Source organism: Kineococcus auxinigenes, assembly GCF_050871525.1.
GTDB lineage: Bacteria > Actinomycetota > Actinomycetes > Actinomycetales > Kineococcaceae > Kineococcus.
Map to the genome: position 1 here is coordinate 1 of NZ_JBKBCT010000012.1, position 19,659 is coordinate 19,659.

Below are 19,659 nucleotides of genomic sequence, written 5' to 3' on the forward strand. Positions count from 1 at the left end.
GCCGCGACGAGCGTGCGCCCAGGGCTGATGAGCGGGGTCCTCGCCGTGAGGGTGGCGCAGGCCGTGACGAGCGCGCGCCGCGTCGGGACGCGCGCACGAGCGGTGACCGCGAGCGCTTCGACCAGCGTGGGCCGCGCCGCGAGGGTGGGTTCCGCCGCGACGAGCGTGCGCCCAGGGCTGATGAGCGGGGTCCTCGCCGTGAGGGTGGCGCAGGCCGTGACGAGCGCGCGCCGCGTCGGGACGCGCGCACGAGCGGTGACCGCGAGCGCTTCGACCAGCGCGGGCCACGCCGCGAGGAGCGGGCCGGCGAGCAGCGCCGTGAGGCGCGAGGACCTGTCCGCGGTGCCGGGCGCCCCGTGCGGCAGCGGGACGGTGACCGTCGTGAGGAGCTCTCGCGCTCGGCTCGGCCTCCACGTCCGGCGGGGCCGCGCCTGCCGGACGACATCACCGGGCGGGAACTGGACCCCGATGTCCGCAGAGCGCTGCAGGGACTGCCGGCCGAGAACCTCGACGTCGTCGCCCGCCACCTCGTGGCGAGCGGCCGCCTGGTCGACACCGACCCCGAGCGCGCGTGGCAGCACGCGCTCGCCGCTCAGCGGCGCGGAGGGCGCATCGCGGCCGTCCGCGAGGCGGCAGCGATCGCGGCGTACAAGGCCGGGCACTTCCGCGAGGCTCTCGCGGAGTTCCGCACGGCCCGCCGCATGACCGGTGACGACAGCTACCTGCCGCTGATGGCGGACTGCGAGCGTGGCCTGGGTCGTCCTGAGCGTGCTCTCGACCTCGCCGGTTCGCCGGAGGCCGCCCGGCTCGACCCCGCGGCGAAGGTGGAGATGCTCATCGTCTCCGCCGGTGCGCGGCACGACCTCGGCCAGCACGATGCCGCCGTGGTCTCCCTGCAGGTGCCGCAGCTGCGCACGAACAGCCGTGCGCCCTGGCGTGCCAGGCTCTGGTACGCCTACGCCGACGCGTTGATCGCCGTCGGTCGCGACGCCGAGGCCCGCGAGTGGCTGGAGAAGGCCGCCGAGGCAGACACCGAGGGGGAGACCGACGCCGCGGAGCGGCTCTCCGAGCTGGAGGGCGTCGTGTTCGAGGAGGAGTACCTCGACGACGACGAGGTCGCAGCGCTGCTCTCCCGAGCAGAGGGTGCGCGCGGTCCCGAGGACGCGGACGGTACAGGGGACTCCGAGGACGGGGACGAGCGCGCGATCGCCCTCGACGGGCACGACGAGGAGGCCTGAGTGCGCATCTACTGGCCGAGCACCCTGGCGACCCTCGCCGTGGCGGCGCCCTCCGGGGTGCTGCGCGGTGCGCCCGTCACGGTGCACGCCGTCACGCCCGCGCTGCGGGAGTTCTACGCGGACGCCGACCCGCGTGAGCTGGAGGACGAGCTGGAGTACGTGGCCATGGGGGACGCTGCGGAGGAGTCCCTCCGGTTGCTGGCCACCGAGCCCGCCGGTCCACCGGTGCGGCGCGTGGTCCTGGCCCTCGACGTGCCCGGGACCGCGCTGCCGCAGCCGGACGCGAGCTGGTCCACCCCCGAGCGGTCCCGGGTGGTGCTCGAGCACGACCTGCTGCTGCAGCACCTCGTCAGCGTCCACGTCGACGACGCCGAGGCGGAGGAGGACGTGCGGGCGGCGCTGGGTGCGCTGGCCGCGGCCGACGCCGGTGACGACGACGCCCGCTTCACCGTCGAGTCGGTCCAGGGGCACGAGCTCCTCTGGTACGACGCGACCGAGCTACCGCTGCTGCTGGCCGCCGGGACCTGAGGGGCCCCCGTCGGCGAGGCGCTCGCGCGCCAGCTGCACCTCCGAGCGCACCAGGTCCAGCAGGCCCGGCAGCGCGGCCTGCTCCACGCCGGCGCCGAACAGCGGCACTTGCACGGACAGGGTGCCGGTGAGGTCGTGGTCGCAGCCGGTGGCGGTGGCCCGCAGCTGCGTGCGGGCCTCCAGCTGCACCGGTGCGCCGCGCACGGTCAGCTCCAGCGTGCCGTCCCGGGACCCGTCGGCGGCGGCCGGGGCCCAGCGCTCCAGCTGCTCCACGACGGCCGTGGCGCCCAGGTAGCCGGCGGCCACCCTGGGCAACCCGTCCGTGCTCACCGTGCGGGAGCTGCGCACCAGCGTGCTGCCCCCCTCGTCGCGCACCTCCTCCTCGTGCTCCACCGCGCCCGAGCGCAGCGCCCGCTCGGCCAGGAAGCCGGGATCGGTGAGCAGGGCGAAGACGGCGGCCGGTGGACCGGGCAGCGGGGAGACCTCGGAGAACGGGGTGGGCACGCCGCGACTGTACGGCCGCGCCCCGACCGGTGCGCGGCCGCGCGGGCGGCTAGGGTCGGTGGGGCGAAACCCTCGGCCACCCGGAGCAGTGATGCCCGTCTCGACCCCGCCCACCACGTCCGAGCTGCGACCGCTCGTCCGGTCGGCCGCCGCCGCGCGCGGCTCCGCCTGGAGCGATGCGCCCGAGGCGCTGCGCTCGGCCACCGCCGCCGAGCGGGTGCTGCTGGACTACTACGCGCACACCGCGGCGGAGGACCTGCGCGACCGCGCCCCGGCCGCGCTGGCCGCCGCCGTGGAGTCCCACCTGAGCCTCGGGCGCGACCGCCGCCCGGGCACGACCCTGGTGCGGGTCGTCGCCGGGGAGGACGCCGGTGCGGGCGCGGCCCGCTCGGTGGTGGAGGTCGTCACCGACGACACCCCGTTCCTGGTGGACAGCCTGACCTCCGCGCTGACGCGCACCGGCCGCGGCATCCACCTGCTGGTGCACCCGCGGCTGGCGGCCCGCCGCGACGGCGACGGCGTCCTGGTGGACCTGCACGACGTGGCGACCGCACCCCCCTCGGACCCGGCCGAGAGCTGGATCCGCATCGAGGTCGACCGCGACAGCGACGCCGCCGACCGCGAGCGCCTGCAGCGGGAGCTGGAGGACGTCCTCGACGACGTGCGCGCCGCCGTGCGGGGCTGGCACGCCATGCGCGCCCGGGCCACCCAGATCGCCGACGAGCTGCAGCTGGACCCGCCGGCGGGTGTGGGCGCCGAGGAGCTGCGGGTCGCCGAGCGGTTCCTGCGCTGGATGGCCGACGACCGCTTCACGTTCCTGGGGTACCGGGAGTACGACCTGCGCGAGGACGACGGCGAGGTGGTCCTGGCGGCCCGGCCGGAGACCGGTCTGGGGGTGCTCTCCGACCGGCCCGATCGTCCCGCCGGGCGCGTGCGGAGGCTGTCCGGGCCGGTGCGCGAGAAGGCCGCCGAACCGCAGGTGCTCGTGGTGACCAAGGCCAACGCCCGCGCGACGGTGCACCGGCCGGCGTACCTGGACTACGTGGGCGTCAAGGAGTTCGACGCCTCCGGCCGCGTCACGGGCGAGCGGCGCTTCCTCGGCCTGTTCACCTCCAGCGCCTACACCGACCCGGTGCGCCAGGTGCCGGTGGTGGCGGAGAAGGTGTCGCAGGTGCTGGCGCGCGCCGGCTTCGGTTCCAGCGGTCACTCCGCCAAGGACCTGCTGAGCATCCTGGAGACCTTCCCGCGCGACGAGCTGCTGCAGGCGGACGTGGAGCACGTGCTGGCCACGTCGCTGGCGGTGCTGCGGTTGCAGGAGCGCCGCCGCACGCGGCTGTTCGTGCGCCGCGACGCCTACCGGCGGTTCATGTCGTGCCTGGTGTTCCTGCCGCGGGACCGCTACACCACGCGCGTGGGGGCCCGCGTGGAGGAGCTGCTGCGCGAGGCCTTCGACGGCGGCTCGGTGGAGCACACGCTGCGGGTGTCGGAGTCCGTGCTCGCCCGCCTGCACGTGGTGGTGCGCGCGCGCCCGGGCGAGGAGCTGCCCGACGTGGACGTGGCCGAGCTGGAGGCGCAGGTCGCCCGCGCCTCGCGCAGCTGGGACGACGACCTGCTGGACGCTGCGCGCGCAGAGCTGGGCGAGGACGCCGGTGGCGCGCTGTGGCGCCGCTGGGGCCAGGGGGTGCCGGGCAGCTACCGCGCCGCGGTGGACCCGGCGCGGGCCGTGCACGACCTGCAGCGGGCCGAGGAGCTGCTGGCACGCACCGGGGCGGACGGTTCGGTGCCCGATCCGGTCCTGGACCTGCGCGACGCCGAGGGGGAGGCGCGCACGTGGCGGCTGACCTCCTACCGCGGCGCGCCGGTCACGCTCAGCGCGGTGCTGCCGTTCCTGGCGGACCTGGGGGTGGAGGTCACCGACGAGCGCCCGCACGTGCTGGTGCGCGAGGACGGCCGGCGCGTGTGGGTCGACGACGTGGGCCTGCGGCTGCCGGTGGACGTGCGGCACCTGGACGCCGACCCGGCAGCGGCGCGGGCGCGCTTCTGCGAGGCGTTCGCCGCGGCGTGGAGCGGCGCGGCCGACAGCGACCCGCTGGCGCGCCTGGTGCTGGCCGCGCAGCTGTCGTGGCGGCAGGTGGCGGTGCTGCGCGCGCTGACGCGCTACCTGCGCCAGGTCGGGCTGGCGTACTCGGTGGAGTACGTCGCCGGGTGCCTGCTGGCGAACGTGGGCCTGACGCGGGCCCTGGTGCGGTTGTTCGAGGCGCGGTTCGCGCCCTCGCGCCCCGGTCAGGACGGGCAGCGGGCCGAGGTCGTGGAGGCCCTGCTGGAGGAGACCCGCGGGGCCCTGGACGCCGTGGAGGGGCTGGACGCCGACCGGATCCTGCGGGCGCTGTTCTCGGTGGTGCGGGCGGTGCTGCGCACCAACGCCTACCAGCGCGGCGCGGACGGCGAGCCGCACCCGTACCTGTCGTTCAAGCTGGACCCCTCGCAGGTGGAGGGGGTGCCCGCGCCGGTGCCGCACGCGGAGGTGTGGGTGTACTCCCCGCGGGTGGAGGGCGTGCACCTGCGCTTCGGCGAGGTCGCCCGCGGTGGGCTGCGCTGGTCGGACCGGCGCGAGGACTTCCGCACCGAGGTGCTGGGGCTGGTCAAGGCGCAGGTCGTCAAGAACGCCGTGATCGTGCCCACTGGCGCCAAGGGCGGTTTCGTCGCCAAGCGGCTGCCGGACCCCTCGGTGGACCGCGACGCCTGGTGGGCCGAGGGCACGGCCTGCTACCGCACCTTCATCTCCGGCCTGCTCGACATCACCGACGACCTGCGCACCGAGGGCGGTGCGCGCACGGTCGTGCCGCCGGTGGACGTGGTGCGTTACGACGGCGACGACCCGTACCTGGTGGTGGCCGCGGACAAGGGCACCGCCACGTTCTCCGACACCGCCAACGAGATCGCTCTGGCGCGGGGTTTCTGGTTGGGTGACGCGTTCGCCTCGGGCGGGTCGGTGGGTTACGACCACAAGGCGATGGGCATCACCGCGCGCGGGGCGTGGGAGAGCGTGCGCCGGCACTTCCGCGAGCTGGGTCACGACGTGCAGACCGAGCCGACCACCGTGGTCGGCGTGGGCGACATGAGCGGTGACGTGTTCGGCAACGGGATGCTGCTCAGCCGGCGGTTGCGGCTGGTGGCGGCGTTCGACCACCGGCACGTGTTCCTGGACCCCGACCCGGACCCGGAGGTGTCCTTCGCCGAACGGCGCCGGCTCTTCGAGTTGCCGCGCTCGTCCTGGGCCGACTACGACGCCTCGCTGATCAGCGCCGGTGGCGGGGTGTTCAGCCGCAGCGCGAAGTCGGTGCCGATCAGCGAGCAGGTCGCGCGCAGCCTCGGGCTCCAGGAGGACGTGGGTTCCCTGTCGCCGATCGAGCTGGTGCGCGCGATCCTGACCGCGCCGGTGGACCTGTTCTGGAACGGCGGCATCGGCACCTACGTCAAGGCCTCGAGCGAGTCGCACGCGGAGGTGGGCGACAAGGCCAACGACGCGGTGCGCGTGGACGGCGCGCAGCTGCGGGTGCGGGTCGTCGGCGAGGGCGGCAACCTCGGCCTGACCCAGCGCGGGCGCATCGAGGCGGCCACCGCCGGGCGCGACGGGCAGGGCGTGAAGCTGAACACCGACGCGATCGACAACTCCGCCGGCGTGGACTGCAGCGACCACGAGGTCAACATCAAGATCCTGCTGGACCAGCTGGTGGCGCGCGGGCGCCTGGACGCGGCCGACCGGAACGCCACGCTGCTGCGGATGACCGACGAGGTCGGGCGCCTGGTGCTGCGCGACAACTACGAGCAGAACGTCGCGCTCAGCGTGGAGGGGACGTTCGCTGCCGGTCTGCTGCCCGCGCACCGCCGGATGCTGGAGGCGCTGCAGCGTTCCGGTGCGCTCGACCGCCGGCTGGAGGCGCTGCCGTCCTCGGGTGAGCTGGACCGGCGCGCGAGGGAGGGGCGAGGGCTGACGATGCCGGAGCTGTCGGTGCTCATCGCCCACGCGAAGATCTCCCTGGGTGCGTCGGTGCTGTCCTCCGGCCTGCCCGACGAGGCGTGGGTGGAGCAGACGCTGCGCGGGTACTTCCCCGCCGAGCTGGTCGAGCGGTTCGGCGAGCACCTGCTCGAGCACCCGCTGCGCCGCGAGATCGCCACCACGGTCCTGGTGAACCGGGTCGTGGGCACCGGGGGGCTGACGTTCGCCTTCCGGGCCGCGGAGGAGACCAGCAGCGAACCGGCGGACGTGGTGCGCGCGTTCGCCGTGGCGGTGCGCGTCTTCGGTCTCGAAGAGCGGGTGGCGGCCGTGGAGGCGCTGGACGGGCGCGTGGACGCGGTGGTGCAGGCCCGGGTGCGCCAGCGGGTGCAGCGCCTGCTGGACCGCAGCGTGCGCTGGCTGCTGCACTCGCGACCGGAGGGGGTGGACGTCGCCGCCGAGGTGGAGCGGTTCGCGGGGCCCGTGGCGGACCTGGCCGCGCGCGTGCCCGAACTGGCGCGCGCGCAGGACGCGGAGGCGCTGCGGGCGGACGCGGAGGAGTTCGCGCGGGCCGGGGTGCCGGCGGACGAGGCGCTGCGGGTCGCGTCGCTGCTGCCGACGTTCGCGCTGCTGGACGTGGTCGAGGTGGCCGCCGCCGGCGGCCGCGAGCCCGCCGAGGTGGCCGACGTGTGGTTCGAGCTGTCCGGGCGCTACGACGTGGAGACGCTGCTGAGCAGCATCGCCGCGCTGAGCCGGGAGGACCGCTGGCAGTCGCTGGCGCGGGCGGCGCTGCGCGACGACCTGTACGGGGTGCTGCGCGACCTGACGGCCTCCGTGCTCTCGCACGCGGGAGGCCTGGGCGCAGCCGAGGGGGCCGAGGTCGCGGTGCAGGCGTGGGAGGAGGCGCACGGCCCCGCGGTGCGACGCGCCCGCGGCACCCTGCAGGAGATCGCCGCCTCGGGGCGCGCGGACCTGGCAGCGCTGTCGGTGGCGCTGCGGGTGATGCGCTCGGTCTTGCGGGCCGGGTGAGCGGGTCCCGGGTGGTCGGGCGGGGTGGCCGCGCGGGGTGCTCGGGCGGGGTGATCGGGGTGCGACGACGCGCCGTAGGCTTCGGGGGTGCCCACCATGGCTGACCTGTTGCAGTCCGAGACCGGCCTGGGCCCCGCCGAGGCCGAGTGGCTGCGGCTGCTCGTGGGCGACTGGCAGCTGATCTCGGACCTCTCGTTCGCCGACCTGGTGCTGTGGGTGCCGTCGGCGGACCGCCAGCACTTCGTGGCGGTCGCGCACTGCCGCCCCACGACCGGGCCCACGGTCCACTACGACGACGTGGTCGGCGCCGTGCTCGAGCGCGGCCGGCGCCCCCAGGTCGACACGACGTTCGACGAGGCGCGCAGCTTGCGCGGTCGCGATCCCGAGTGGGACGACGACGTCCCCGTGCGCGAGGAGACCATCCCGGTCGTGCGCGAGGGCGTCGTCCTGGGCGTGCTGGCCCGCCACACCAACCTGGCGACGTCGCGCACGCCCAGCCGCCTGGAGCTGAACTACGTCAAGTGCGCCGACGACCTCACGCGCATGATCGCCGCGGGGGACTTCCCGCAGACGTCGGCGCCCACCGGCCCGCGGCGCGGCGCCCCGCGCGTCGGGGACGGCATGCTGCGCCTGGACGCCGAGGGCGTGGTCACCTACGCCAGCCCCAACGCCCTGTCGGCCTTCCACCGCGCCGGGCTCATCGGGGAACTGGTCGGGGCCAACCTCGCCGAGATCGCGTCCTCCCTGGCGGCCAGCCACCTGCCCGTCGACGAGTCGCTTCCGCTGGTGGTCACCGGCCGCGCCCCCTGGCGCACCGACCTGGAGACCGAGGCGGCGACCCTGGCCATGCGGGCCATCCCGCTGACCCGTCGCGAGGACGGGCCGCCGGTGCGGGTCGCGGCCCTGCTGCTGGTGCGCGACGTGTCCGAGCTGCGCCGGCGAGAGCGCGAGCTCATGACCAAGGACGCGACGATCCGCGAGGTCCACCACCGCGTCAAGAACAACCTGCAGACCGTGGCGGCGCTGCTGCGGCTGCAGTCGCGGCGCATCACGTCCGAGGAGGGGCGCTCGGCGCTGCAGGAGGCCATGCGCCGGGTGGAGACGATCGCCACCGTGCACGAGACGCTCTCGCAGGGCATCGACGAGAACGTCGACTTCGACCAGGTCCTGGACCGCTGCCTCATGATGGCGGCCGAGGTGGCCGTGTCGAACTCCGAGCGGGTGCGCACGGTGCGCGAGGGTCGCTTCGGGGAGCTGCGCCAGGAGGACGCCACCGCACTGGCGCTGGTGCTGACCGAACTGGTCACCAACGCCGTCGAGCACGGGTTCGGCTCCGGCCGCGCCGGCACCGTGTCCGTGAAGGTGGAGCACCTCGGTGAGGACCGCCTCGAGGTCGTGGTCAGCGACGACGGGGTGGGGTTGCCGGAGGACTTCCAGGTGGGCCGCTCCGGCCTGGGCACCCAGATCGTGCGCTCGCTGGTGGCGGGGGAGCTGCGCGGGCGGATGGAGTTCGGGCCGGGGGACTCCGGCGGCACCCAGGTGCGCCTGGAGGTGCGGGTGCGCCGGGGCACCGCCCCGCTCGGCAGCGTGCGCACCCGGTGACGTCCGCCGGAGCGCGAGGAGGGCCCCCACCCGGTGGGTGGGGGCCCTCCTCGTCGGTCGCGCTGCTGGTCAGCGGCGCGCCGGTGTCAGCCGGCGCGGCGGGCGCGGGCGGCGCGGCGCTTGAGGGCGCGGCGCTCGTCCTCGCTCATGCCGCCCCACACGCCGGAGTCCTGACCGGTCTCCAGCGCCCACTTCAGGCAGCTGTCCACGACCTCGCAGCGGCGGCACACGGCCTTGGCCTCCTCGATCTGGAGGATGGCCGGGCCGGTGTTGCCGATGGGGAAGAACAGCTCGGGGTCTTCGTCGAGGCAGGCAGCACGGTGGCGCCAGTCCATGAGGGGTCCACTCCTTCTTCGCGTTGCGGTCTCAGTGCGCGCGACGTTCCGCTGTCACACGGGGTGTCGCGCGGGATCCCTGAGCACCGGCAGCGCCGGCGGTGCCGGGACGCACAGGCCTCGGCCTGAACCAGGCCGGGGGGTGACGTGCGTCGGGGATCGCGTCGGCATCCAGGTTCACATCCCGCGGCGCGTCCCACAAGAGGGGGGCACCGACGGGTCGTGGAGAACCCGTGTCAGGTTCGTCACACGGACTTAACACGGACGACCCCTCCCGGCAATCCCAGGGACCTACGACGGGAGCCGGACGTCCCGGCCCCGGACCCGCTCACCCCTCCTGGGGGCGGGCGGTGCGGCCGACCTCGCAGCCGCCGGGGTGCGGCCGGTCGTACGGTGCTCCTCGTGCCCGACCGCGCCCAGCCCCGTTCCTCACCCCAGCCTGGGGGCAGACCCGCCCGTTCGCCACTGCTGAGCGTGCTGGCCGCCCTGGTGGCGCTGGAGGCCGTGCTGCTCGTGGGAGGCGTCGCCTACCTCGTGCACGGCCTGCTCGTGCAGGGCGCCGCCGCGCCGGTCGCGGCCGTGGCCCTCGCGGCGACGACCGCGGTCTTCGCCGCGGCCGTGGCCCTGTGCGCGCGCGGCCTGCTGCAGCGGGCCACGTGGGTGCGCTCACCGGTGCTGGTCTGGCAGGTCCTGCAGCTGGCGGCCGGCTGGCCCGCCCTCGGCGGCGGTTCGCCCTGGCTGGGGGTGCTGCTGGTGGTTCCAGCGGTGCTGGTGCTCGTGGGGTTGTTCCTGCCGCCGGTGTCGGCGCAGCTCTCCCGCTGATACCGGCCCCGCCTGGCGGTCCCGTCACCGGCGGGCTCACCCCTGCTGCGGGCCGAGCCCCTCGCGCAGCTGGGCCAGGGTCCGGGTCAGCAGCCGCGACACGTGCATCTGGGAGATGCCGACCTCGGCGGCGATCTGCGCCTGGGACATGCCGCGCACGAAGCGCAGCGCCAGGATGCGGCGCTCGCGCGGGGCCAGCGCCGCCAGCAGCGGCCGCAGCGCCTCGCGGTTCTCCACGTTCTCCAGGCGGTCGTCGAGGCTGCCCAGCGAGGCGACCGGGGAGGTCGGCGAGCCGGTGTCCAGCGGCAGCGTCGCGTAGGCGTTGGCCGACTCCAGCACCTCCACGACCTCGTCGGCGTCCTGCCCGGTGCGCACGGCGAGCTCCGCGACCGTCGGTGCCCGGCCCAGCTCGTGGGTCAGGGCCTCCCGCGCGTCCGACAGCGCCCGGCCCGCCTCCTGCACGCGCCGCGGCACCCGCATGGCCCAGCCGCGGTCGCGGAAGTGCCGCTTGATCTCGCCCAGCATGGTCGGCACGGCGTACGCGCCGAAGGGCACGCCGCGGGCGGGGTCGAAGCGGTCCAGCGCCTTCAGCAGACCGATGGTGGCGACCTGCACCAGGTCGTCGTGCGGTTCACCGCGGCCGTGGAAGCGCGCCGCGAGGTGCTCGGCCAGCGGCAGGTGGCGGCGGGTCAGCTCCTCGCGCACCCGCGCCCGCTCGGGGTCCTGCGGGGGCAGCCGGGCCAGCAGCTCGTGCAGCGACAGGTCCTCGGGGCGCAGGGCCCCGTCGTGCTCCTCGGGCAGGTCCTCAGCGAAGCCCTCCAGCTCCTCGACGGCGTCGGCCCCGCCGCCGGTGGGCCCGGGCGCGCCGGAGCGGTCCCTCCGGGCAGCGGGCACCGCTGCCGGGGGCGCGTCCGCCGCGGGGTCGCCGCTCACACCAGCCCCGCTGGCCCGCCCGGTGCCGTCCCGGCGCCCTTGCTGTGCCGCAGCACGATCCAGGCGCCCGAGGAGGAGGTGCCGGTGAACACCTCCCCGACCAGGGCCTCCAGCACGGCCCAGGCGAAGCTGGAGCGCTCGGGCAGCTCGCGGGCCGGCCCACGCACCTCCACCTCCAGGCTCCCGTCGCCCAGGCGGAACGTGGCGACCAGCTGCTGGGCGCCCGTCGCCGGGTCCAGCAGCAGGGTGCACGCCTCGTCCACCGCGATCCGCAGGTCCTCGATCTCGTCCAGGGTGAGGTCGAGGCGAGCGGCCAGGCCGGCGCTCGCGGTGCGCACCACCGTCAGGTAGGCGGGGTCCGCGGGCACCCGCAGCTCGACGAGGTCGCTGATCTGCTCGCCGGCCTGCTCGATGGCCGTGGTGGTCGACACGTGGGCGTCCTCTCCGGGGGCCGGCCGGTGCGCTTCCGGCGGGGTGGTGTGCGGGGTGGTGTGCGGGGTGGTGCGGCGGCGCTCGGCGGGTGCGGCGCGGTGGTGGCCGCTCAGGGTGCAGCTTCGCACGCTCGGAGCCCTCGCACCGTGACGGTCCGTCATGAACCGGTGGCGGGCCCCCGCGGGGCGAGGGCGGCGAGACCCTCACCGTCGAGCCGCCAGAGCGTCCACTCCTCCTCGGGCCTGGCGCCCAGGGTGCGGTAGAACTCCTGCGCCGGGGTGTTCCAGTCCAGGACCCACCACTCCAGCCGGCCGTGGCCGCGCTGCGCGCAGAGCTCCCCGAGCCGGCCGAAGAAGGCCCGCGCGATCCCGCGGCGCCGGTGCTGCGGGCGCACGTACAGGTCCTCCAGCCACATGCCGCGACGGCCCTGCCAGGTGGAGAACGTCGTGTACCACAGGGCCATGCCGGCCACCTCGACCCCGGCGGGGCCGTCGACCTCCGCGAGCAGGCAGCCGATGCCACCGCCCTCCCGCAGGGTGCGGGCGAAGTCGTCGCCGGTGGCGGTGGCGGCCTGGGGCGCGCGCTCGTGCTCGGCCAGCTCGCGCACGAGCAGGGCGATGCTCTCGCCGTCCGCGGGCGTCGCCTCCCGCAACCGCACGCCGGCCGGTGCCCCGGTGCTCGTCCTGTCCTCTGTGGTGCTCACCGCTCCACCGTAGGCGCCGCGGCCGCGCCGTCCGGAACGGCTCCCCGCAACGCCGTCCACCCGCCGTCGGTGACGACGAAGCCGGCCCCGGGCCCCGGCGCCGGGGCGAGGACCGCCCGCCGGCCCAGCACGTCGGCGGGCACCTGCCCACCCCGGCCCAGCAGCACCGTCGTGCGGGCCGTGCGCAGCGCCGCCGGCAGCCCGCGGAAGGCTGCGGCGACCTCGCCCCCGTCGGCCGCGGCGGCCAGCAGGCACCCGCCCGGCGTCCCGCGCAGCGCCTCGACCAGCAGGTCCTCCACCGGCGCCGGCAGCGGCCGGGCGGCGTCGTCGACCAGCACGACCGCCCCCGGTGCCGCGAGCACCCGCCGCAGGCCGTCCACGTCCTGCAGCCCCACCCACGCCGCCGTGGCGAAGGAACCGCGGGCACCGGCGTCGGCCGTGACCACCGCCACCGGCGGCGCCCCGGGCCGGCGCGCCAGCGCAGCGGCCAGGGCCCGCAACGCCGTGGTCCGGCCGCTGCGCGCGGGCCCGCACACCAGCAGCCCACCGGCCAGGTCCACGGTCACCGGCGCGGCGTCGTCACCGCCCACCCCCAGCGGCACGACCGTGCCGACGGCGGTGGGCAGCGCGCTCGTCGTCACGCTCGCCGGCAGCGGCCGCACCCGCACCCGTGCCGCGGCGACGGCCGGCACCGGGGCCGCGGGCGGCACCGCCGGCAGGGCCACCTGCACCTCCAGCGCGGTCCGGTCGCGCACGAGGAGCCCGCGACCCGGCGGCTGCGACGCGGGCACCTCGCGCGCGGGCACCCCCACCAGCGCCGCGTCCGCGCGGTCCGCCAGCCGCAGCAGCACCACCTCCGCGGCGGCGGCGGCCACCGGGGAGGTCAGCAGCGCCCGGTCGCCGCTGGTGGCCACCCGGACCCCCACCGCGCTGCCCTCGCGCAGCAGGCGGTGGAAGGCGTCCACCGGTGCCCCCAGCTCCACGGCCGCCAGGTCGCCGGCCCAGCCGTCCCAGCCGTCGGCCAGCAGCACCAGGTGCGGCAGCGACCCGGACCCGGGCGCGCGCCGGGCTGCGGCCAGGTCGTGCACCCCCAGCCGCGCGAACAGCTCCCGCCGGCGCTGCACCTCCTCCGTGAGGCGCTGCAGCAGCCGGTGCGCGCGCCAGAGCTCGGCCCGACCCACCACCGAGCCCACGTGCGCCAGGTCCACCAGGTCGGCCAGCGCCCCGCCGCCGTCCAGGACGCTCACCTCCACGTCCTCGGTGGCGGCGGCCACGGCCAGCGCGCGCAGCAGCGTGCTGCGCCCGCTGCGCACGGTGCCGGCCACCAGCAGGTGCCCACCGGTGGCCAGGTCCCAGCCCGCGACGGCGCGCCGCTGCTCGTCGGGGACGTCCAGCAGGCCCCATCGCAGCAGCGCCCCCGACCCCGGTACCGCGGGCAGGTCCGCCGCCGGCACGCGCTGCGGCAGCGGCGGCGACCACGGTGCCGGCGGCACCGGGCGCCCGCGCAGGGCGGTGGCCTCGCGCACGGCGGCCACCACGCCCGCCAGGGCCCGGCGCGCGCCGGCCCGCTCGGCGGCGCCGCCGCGCTCCTCGCCGACGTCCCCGGCGCGACGCACCCGCACCTCGTCCGCCCCGCCCCCGTCGCCCAGCAGGGCCGTCTGGAAGGCCTCCAGCCCGCGCGAGCCCCGGCGCAGCACCGCCCGCCCCGGCGCGGTGTCGCTGATCGCCGCCGGGGCCGCGTCCCCCACCACGTCCTCGGCGTCGGCGCGGTCCTGCACGCGCAGCGCGATGCGCGCGTTGGTGTTCGCCCGGATCTCCGGGCTGACCACGCCCGCGGGGCGCTGCGTGGCCAGCACCAGGTGCAGCCCCAGCGAGCGCCCCACGGCCGCCAGCCGCACCAGGCCGTCGACGAACTCCGGCAGCTCCTGCGACAGCACCCGGAACTCGTCGACGACGATCACCAGGCGGGGCACCTCGGCCGCCGCGGGGCTGGACGCCGGCAGGTCCGCCAGGTCCGCCGCCCCGGCCGCGCGCAGCACACCCTCGCGGCGGCGCACCTCCGCCCGCAGGCTGCGCAGCACCCGCTGCGCGAGGTGCTCGTCGAGGTCGGTGACCAACCCCGCCACGTGCGGCAGCCCCGTGCACCCGGCGAAGGCCGCACCGCCCTTGTAGTCCACGAGGACGAAGCGCACCGCGTCCGGCGGCGCCTGCAGCGCCAGGCTGGTCACCAGGGCCTGCAGCAGCACCGACTTGCCCGACCCGGTGGTCCCGGCGACCAGGACGTGCGGGCCGTCGGCGACCAGGTCCAGCCGGCACGGCCCCGTGGCCGTGGCACCCAGCACCGCCACCGCCCCGGGCTCGCGCTGCTCCCAGACGCGGGCCAGGGCCGCCGGGTCCACGGCCGGCACCGCGCCCCCCGCTGCGCCCGCGGCCGTCCCGAGCGTTCCGGCGCGCGGCGCCGGCAGCGCCAGCAGCCGCAGCAGCGAAGCGCTGCGCGGCACCGCACCGCCGGTGCCCGAGGGGGCGGCGTCGCGCACCGGCGCCAGCGCCCGGGCGAGCTCCTCGGCCCACGCGGGCCCCACGGCGTCGACGCGCACCGCGGACGCGGCCGCGCCGGAGGTGTGCAGGACGGCGTCACCGGAGGCGTCGGCCGCCACGTCCAGCACCGTGGCGCACTCCGCCGGCAGGCGGGTGCGGTCGCTCTCCAGGCAGAGCACGTGGATGCCCTCGGCGCCGCCGTCGCGCAGCAGGCGGGTCAGGTCCGCGTCCGTGCGCAGGTCCGCGGCGCCGTCGACGAGCAGCACCAGCGCGCGCGGCGGGTCAGCGCTCGCCGCGGTGCCCCGCGCGCCGCGGGCCAGCGCCCGCCGCTGCAGCTCCGCGCGCAGGGTCGCGGGCACGCCCCCGCCGCCGGGGCCCGGGTCCGCGTGCGGCAGCAGCTCCAGCCAGCGCCACGGCGAGCGCTCGCGCGCTCCGGTCAGGAGCACGCCCACCTCACCGGGACCGTGCCAGGCGGCCACCTGTCCGACCAGCTGGCGCACCACCGCCAGCACGAGGGGCCGGGGGCCCGCCACGCCCAGCGGACCGGCGGACAGGTCCACCGTGATCGGGACGTCGTCCAGGTCCGGGCCGGGAGGTTCCGCCGCGCCGGCGTCACCCGGTCCGCGGCCGTGCGCAGGGCCGGGCGCGTCGTCGCGCACGACGGCGCCGTCGACGTGCGTGCGGCCCAGCCCCACGCGCAGCACCAGCGCGTCGGGGGAGGTGCGGGTGCGCTCGTACAGCCGCACGCCGCGCGCCCGGGCGTGGGCCAGCACCCCGTCGGGCCCGGGGGAGGCCTCGTGGCGCCGGCGGTGCTCGGCGGCCAGGACCCCGGCGTGCGCGGTGCGCACGCGTTCACGGGCGGCGGCGCAGCCGGCCAGGTCGCGCTCGCGCTCCGTGCGCGCCCGCCGCCGCTGCGACCACCAGTGCCCCCCGGCCAGGAGCGGGGAGGCCAGGCCCAGCAGCAGCGACAGCGGCGACCACACCAGCGCGAGCACCACCGCGACCCCCAGCGGCACGAGCAGCGCCGGCCACGGCACCCCGGGCAGGTCCCGGGCGGGCGGCGGGTGCGGCCAGCGCGGCACCGCGCCGTCGGGTCCCGTGCCGCTCGACCCCGTGCCGCTCGACCCCGTGCCGCTCGGCCCCGCACCACCCTCGAGGCGGGGGCAGCGGTTCAGCAGCAGGTGGCCGTGCCCGTCCGGGCGCACCTCGGCGGCCCGCACGGCCGGCGGCGCCACGTGCAGGACGCTGGCGCCCACGAGGAGCCTCGCTCCCGGCTGCAGCTGCTCGGCCCGGTCGCGGACCTCGCGCCGGGTGCCCGGCAGGAGCAGCGCGGTGCCGTTGAGGGAACCGGCGTCGTGCACGGCGGCGGACCCGTCGGCGGCCACCTCCAGCACGGCGTGGGCGCGCGAGACGCCCGGGTCGGCCAGCGGCACCGCGCACCGGGCGGCGCCGTGCGCCCGGCCGACGACGTGCCGCCCCGGGAGCAGGGCGAAGCGGCCCCCGGCGTCCGGACCCGCGGACACCACGACCAGCGCGACGGGTGCGCCCGCCGGCGGGGGAGGACCGGCGGGCGCACCGGTGCCCGGGGGCACCGCGGGGCCGGGGGTGGAGACGTCCACCACGGCGCCGTGCAGGAGCGGCTCGACGCCCAGGGGTGCGCCGGTCACCTCCCGGCCGCCGGCGCGCGCGGGCCCGGGCCACGGGCCGGTCAGTTCCTCCAGCCGCCCGCGCACGGCGGACAGGGGTGTTCCCGCCGGCGCCTCGACGAGGACGTCGGTGCCCGCGGGGTCTCCGGCGCCGACGAGGGTGAGCAGCAGACGCACCCCGGGAGGGTGCCCGCCGCCGAGGTTCCCCGCCCCGCCGTCCACACCCCGCGGGTGCCCGCGCGGTTGTCCACATCCCCCGGACGCCCGCGGGGCGGCGCACCTACGGTGACCGGGCGCGGAGGGGTTCCGCGCGTTCCAGGAGTTCTGCAGCGGGGGGTGCGCGTGGACGCCGTGCGGCTGGTCGAGGACGAGGTGCGGGCGGAACTGCGCCGGCGCATCCGCGCGGGGGGTTTCCGCGCCACCCCGGCCGAGGTCCGTGCGCTCGTGGACGAGGCCGTCACCGGGTACGACCTGCGCTCGCTGGACGGTTCCCTGCCCTTCCTGGCGGACCGTGGTGCGGCGGTGCGCGAGGTCGTCGCGGCCGTGTCGGGGTACGGGCCGCTGCAGCGCTACTTCGACGACCCCGAGGTCGAGGAGATCTGGATCAACGAACCGGGCATGGTGTTCGTCGCCCGCGGAGGCGTGGCGGAACTGACCACCACGATCCTGGAGGAGGACGCCGTCGCGGAACTCGTCGAGCGGATGCTCGCCAGCACCGGCAGGCGCGTGGACCTGTCCAGCCCGTTCGTCGACGCCTCGCTGCCGGACGGTTCCCGCCTGCACGTCGTCATCCCCGACATCACCCGCCGGCACTGGGCGGTGAACGTGCGGCGGTTCGTGGCCCGTGCCCGGCGGCTGGAGGACCTGGTGGCCCTGGGATCGCTGTCGAACCAGGCGGCGGGTTTCCTCGCCGCTGCTGTCGCGGCGGGTTTGAACGTGCTGGTCAGCGGGGCGACCCAGGCCGGCAAGACCACGCTCTTGAACTGCCTGCTCAGCGCGGTTCCGCCGCAGCAGCGCATCGTCACCTGCGAGGAGGTCTTCGAGCTGCACGTCGGCGCTCGCGATGCGGTGGCGATGCAGTGCCGGCAGCCGAACCTGGAGGGGCGCGGGGAGGTTCCGCTGCGCCGGCTGGTGAAGGAGGCGCTGCGGATGCGCCCGGACCGCCTCGTCGTCGGGGAGGTCCGGCAGGAGGAGAGCCTGGACCTGCTGGTGGCTCTGAACTCAGGCCTGCCCGGGGCGGCGACGATCCACGCGAACTCCGCCGCGGGTGCGGTCGCGAAGATGTGCACGCTGCCCCTGCTGGCGGGGCAGAACGTCACGAGCGGTTTCGTGGTGCCCGCGGTCGCCGCCAGCCTGGACCTGGTGGTGCACGCGGCGCTGGGCGCCGACGGGCACCGCCGCGTGGAGGAGGTCCTGGCCGTGACCGGGCGCGTGGAGGGCGGCGTGGTGGAGACGGCGCCGCTGTTCCGCCGCGGGCCGGGCGCCGGTGCGCCGTTGCTGCGAGAGCAGGGCTGGCCCCCGCACCGCGAGCGGTTCGAGCGCGCGGGTTTCGACTTGTCCACCCTGCTGCCGGGGCGGGGCTGACGTGGGCGGTTCGAGCGGGGTCCTCGCGGGGGCGCTGCTGGGGGCCGGGGCGTTCTGCGCGTGGTGGTCGTGCTGGGTGCGACCGGTGCGCCTCGCGCGGGTCCCGCGCCGCCGGCTGCGCCGGGCGCTGGACGCCGCGGGGTTCGCCTCGCTGCCGCCGGCGGTGCTGGTGCTGGCGTGCACGGGGTGCGCGGCGGCGGGGCTGCTGCTGGTGCCGGCGCTGACGGGGGTCCTGGTGGCGGCCGTGCCGGCCGCCGCGGCCGGGGCGGTGGCGCCGGTGGTGCTGCTGCGCTCGAGGGCGCGGGCCCGGCGTGCCGGGCGCGCGCAGGAGTGGCCGGACGTGGTGGACGCGCTGGCCTCGGCGGTGCGCGCGGGTTCGGCGCTGCCGGACGCGGTGTGCGCGCTGGCCGTGCGCGGCCCGCAGCGGCTGCGCCCGGCGTTCACGGGGTTCGCCGTGGGGTACCGCGCCAGCGGTGCGTTCGAGCCCGAGCTGGCCCACCTGCAGGAGGAGCTGGCCGACCCGGTGTTCGACCGGCTGGCCGCGACGCTGCGCATGACGCGCCAGGTCGGCGGCAGCGACCTCGGCGGGACGCTGCGCACGCTGTCGGCGTACCTGCGCGAGGACCAGCGCGCCCGCGGGGAACTGCTGGCGCGGCAGAGCTGGACGGTCTCGGCGGCGCGCCTGGCGGCGGCCGCCCCGTGGCTGGTGCTGGGGTTGCTGGCCACCCGGCCGGGCGCGCTGGAGGCGTACGACACCCCCGCCGGTGCCCTGGTCCTGGGCGGCGGGGCGCTGGCCACGGTGCTGTCGTACCGGGTGATGGTGCGCCTGGGCCGCCTGCCCGAGCCGCGGCGGGTGTGCTCGTGACGCCCGCGGGGACGGGTGCGCTGCTGGGGCTGCTGGGCGGGGTGGGCGCCGTCCTGGTGTGGCGGGGCGTGCCGGTGCGGCGCACCGCCTCGCTGGAGGCGCGCATCGCCCCGTACGTCTCCCGCCCGGCCGGTCACGGCTGGCGGGCGGTGGCGCACCGGGCGCTGCAGGCCGCGGCGGGTGCCTGCGGCCGGCTGCTGGGCTCGGCCCCGGCGGTGCGCGCCCGGCTGGACGTCCTGGACCCCGAGCGGGAGGTCGCCCACCACCGCGCCGAGCAGGTGCTGTGGGCGCTGGCCGGTGCGGGAGCCGGGGCGCTGCTGTGCGGCGCGGCGGCGCTGCGCGGGTCGCTGACGCCGGTGGCGGCGCTCGGACTGCTGGTGTCCGGGGCGCTGGCCGGTGCGCTGCTGCGTGACGCCGAGCTGGCGCACCTGGTGCGGCGGCGCCGCGCGGAGGTGGAGGAGGAACTGCCGGCGGTCGCGGAACTGCTGGCGCTGTCCGTCGGGGCCGGTGAGGGCGTCGCGGCGGCGCTGCAGCGGGTGGCGGGCGACGGGGGCGCGCTGGCCGCGGACCTGCGCCGCGCGCTGGCGGAGGCCGGCACCGGTGCGCCGCTGGTCGAGGCGCTGACGGCCACCGCGGACCGGCTGGGCGTTCCCGCGCTGGGCCGGTTCGTGGACGGTCTGGCGGTGGCGGTGGAGACGGGCAGCCCGCTGGCGGCGGTGCTGCGCGCGCAGGCCGCCGACGTCCGCCAGGCGCAGCGGCGCCGGCTGCTGGAGGAGGGCGGGCGCCGCGAGGTGCGGATGCTCGTGCCCGTCGTGTTCGGCGTCCTGCCGGTGACCGTGGTGTTCGCGCTGTTCCCCGGCCTGGCGCAGTTGAGCCTGGGGTCGTGAGGCCCCGGTGGAACCG

General features: G+C 77.3%; 14 protein-coding genes. 8 read left to right on the plus strand and 6 right to left on the minus strand.

Going from position 1 to position 19,659, the window contains the following annotated elements; genetic code table 11:
* The first annotated feature begins 356 nt into the window (after positions 1-356).
* Together ACRYR9_RS05855 and ACRYR9_RS05860 are read left to right on the plus strand one after the other, a co-directional pair.
* Complete coding sequence (locus ACRYR9_RS05855) at positions 357-1,238, plus strand: hypothetical protein (RefSeq protein ID WP_432493560.1); 882 nt, start codon at positions 357-359, stop codon at positions 1,236-1,238.
* On the plus strand, positions 1,239-1,766 hold the full coding sequence (locus ACRYR9_RS05860; RefSeq protein ID WP_432493562.1) for a DUF6912 family protein: 528 nt from the start codon (positions 1,239-1,241) through the stop codon (positions 1,764-1,766).
* Here the strand turns inward: ACRYR9_RS05860 and ACRYR9_RS05865 are convergent.
* Positions 1,737-2,270, minus strand: coding sequence for a DUF2505 domain-containing protein (locus tag ACRYR9_RS05865; RefSeq protein WP_432493564.1), 534 nt, complete (start codon positions 2,268-2,270; stop codon positions 1,737-1,739). The two genes, ACRYR9_RS05860 and ACRYR9_RS05865, sit on opposite strands and share 30 nt — an antisense overlap.
* A gap of 91 nt (positions 2,271-2,361) precedes the next feature.
* Between ACRYR9_RS05865 and ACRYR9_RS05870 the strand changes: the two genes are divergently transcribed.
* A complete protein-coding gene (locus ACRYR9_RS05870; protein WP_432493566.1) occupies positions 2,362-7,296 on the plus strand; it encodes an NAD-glutamate dehydrogenase in 4,935 nt (1,644 codons plus the stop codon).
* A 96-nt stretch (positions 7,297-7,392) separates the two neighbouring features.
* A complete protein-coding gene (locus ACRYR9_RS05875; protein ID WP_432493672.1) occupies positions 7,393-8,898 on the plus strand; it encodes a sensor histidine kinase in 1,506 nt (501 codons plus the stop codon).
* 86 nt (positions 8,899-8,984) lie between these two features.
* Here the strand turns inward: ACRYR9_RS05875 and ACRYR9_RS05880 are convergent, their stop codons facing one another.
* Positions 8,985-9,233 (minus strand): WhiB family transcriptional regulator, encoded by a 249-nt coding sequence (locus tag ACRYR9_RS05880; RefSeq protein ID WP_166610479.1) that lies wholly within the window; start codon positions 9,231-9,233, stop codon positions 8,985-8,987.
* A 474-nt stretch (positions 9,234-9,707) separates the two neighbouring features.
* Between ACRYR9_RS05880 and ACRYR9_RS05885 the strand changes: the two genes are divergently transcribed.
* A complete protein-coding gene (locus ACRYR9_RS05885; protein WP_432493568.1) occupies positions 9,708-10,055 on the plus strand; it encodes a hypothetical protein in 348 nt (115 codons plus the stop codon).
* A 36-nt stretch (positions 10,056-10,091) separates the two neighbouring features.
* Here ACRYR9_RS05885 and ACRYR9_RS05890 read toward each other — a convergent pair whose 3' ends face one another.
* From ACRYR9_RS05890 to ACRYR9_RS05905, 4 genes are all read right to left on the minus strand, one after another.
* Positions 10,092-10,988, minus strand: coding sequence for a SigB/SigF/SigG family RNA polymerase sigma factor (locus ACRYR9_RS05890; protein WP_432493570.1), 897 nt, complete (start codon positions 10,986-10,988; stop codon positions 10,092-10,094).
* The gene (locus ACRYR9_RS05895) at positions 10,985-11,419 is read right to left on the minus strand and encodes an ATP-binding protein (RefSeq protein WP_432493572.1); all 435 of its coding nucleotides are present in this window, start codon (positions 11,417-11,419) and stop codon (positions 10,985-10,987) included. Before ACRYR9_RS05895 ends, ACRYR9_RS05890 begins: the two co-directional genes overlap by 4 nt.
* Positions 11,420-11,577: 158 nt before the next feature.
* Positions 11,578-12,123, minus strand: coding sequence for a GNAT family N-acetyltransferase (locus ACRYR9_RS05900; RefSeq protein WP_432493574.1), 546 nt, complete (start codon positions 12,121-12,123; stop codon positions 11,578-11,580).
* On the minus strand, positions 12,120-16,484 hold the full coding sequence (locus ACRYR9_RS05905) for an FtsK/SpoIIIE domain-containing protein (RefSeq protein WP_432493576.1): 4,365 nt from the start codon (positions 16,482-16,484) through the stop codon (positions 12,120-12,122). Before ACRYR9_RS05905 ends, ACRYR9_RS05900 begins: the two co-directional genes overlap by 4 nt.
* Before the next feature lie 159 nt (positions 16,485-16,643).
* Here ACRYR9_RS05905 and ACRYR9_RS05910 point away from each other — a divergent pair, with 159 nt between their 5' ends.
* From ACRYR9_RS05910 to ACRYR9_RS05920, 3 genes are read left to right on the plus strand one after another with little or no spacing between them, the layout of a single operon-like run.
* Positions 16,644-17,891, plus strand: coding sequence for a CpaF family protein (locus tag ACRYR9_RS05910; RefSeq protein ID WP_432493578.1), 1,248 nt, complete (start codon positions 16,644-16,646; stop codon positions 17,889-17,891).
* Position 17,892: 1 nt separating this feature from the next.
* Positions 17,893-18,756, plus strand: a complete 864-nt coding sequence (locus tag ACRYR9_RS05915) for a type II secretion system F family protein (RefSeq protein ID WP_432493580.1) — start codon at positions 17,893-17,895, stop codon at positions 18,754-18,756.
* On the plus strand, positions 18,753-19,643 hold the full coding sequence (locus ACRYR9_RS05920; protein WP_432493582.1) for a type II secretion system F family protein: 891 nt from the start codon (positions 18,753-18,755) through the stop codon (positions 19,641-19,643). Before ACRYR9_RS05915 ends, ACRYR9_RS05920 begins: the two co-directional genes overlap by 4 nt.
* Positions 19,644-19,659 lie beyond the last annotated feature (16 nt).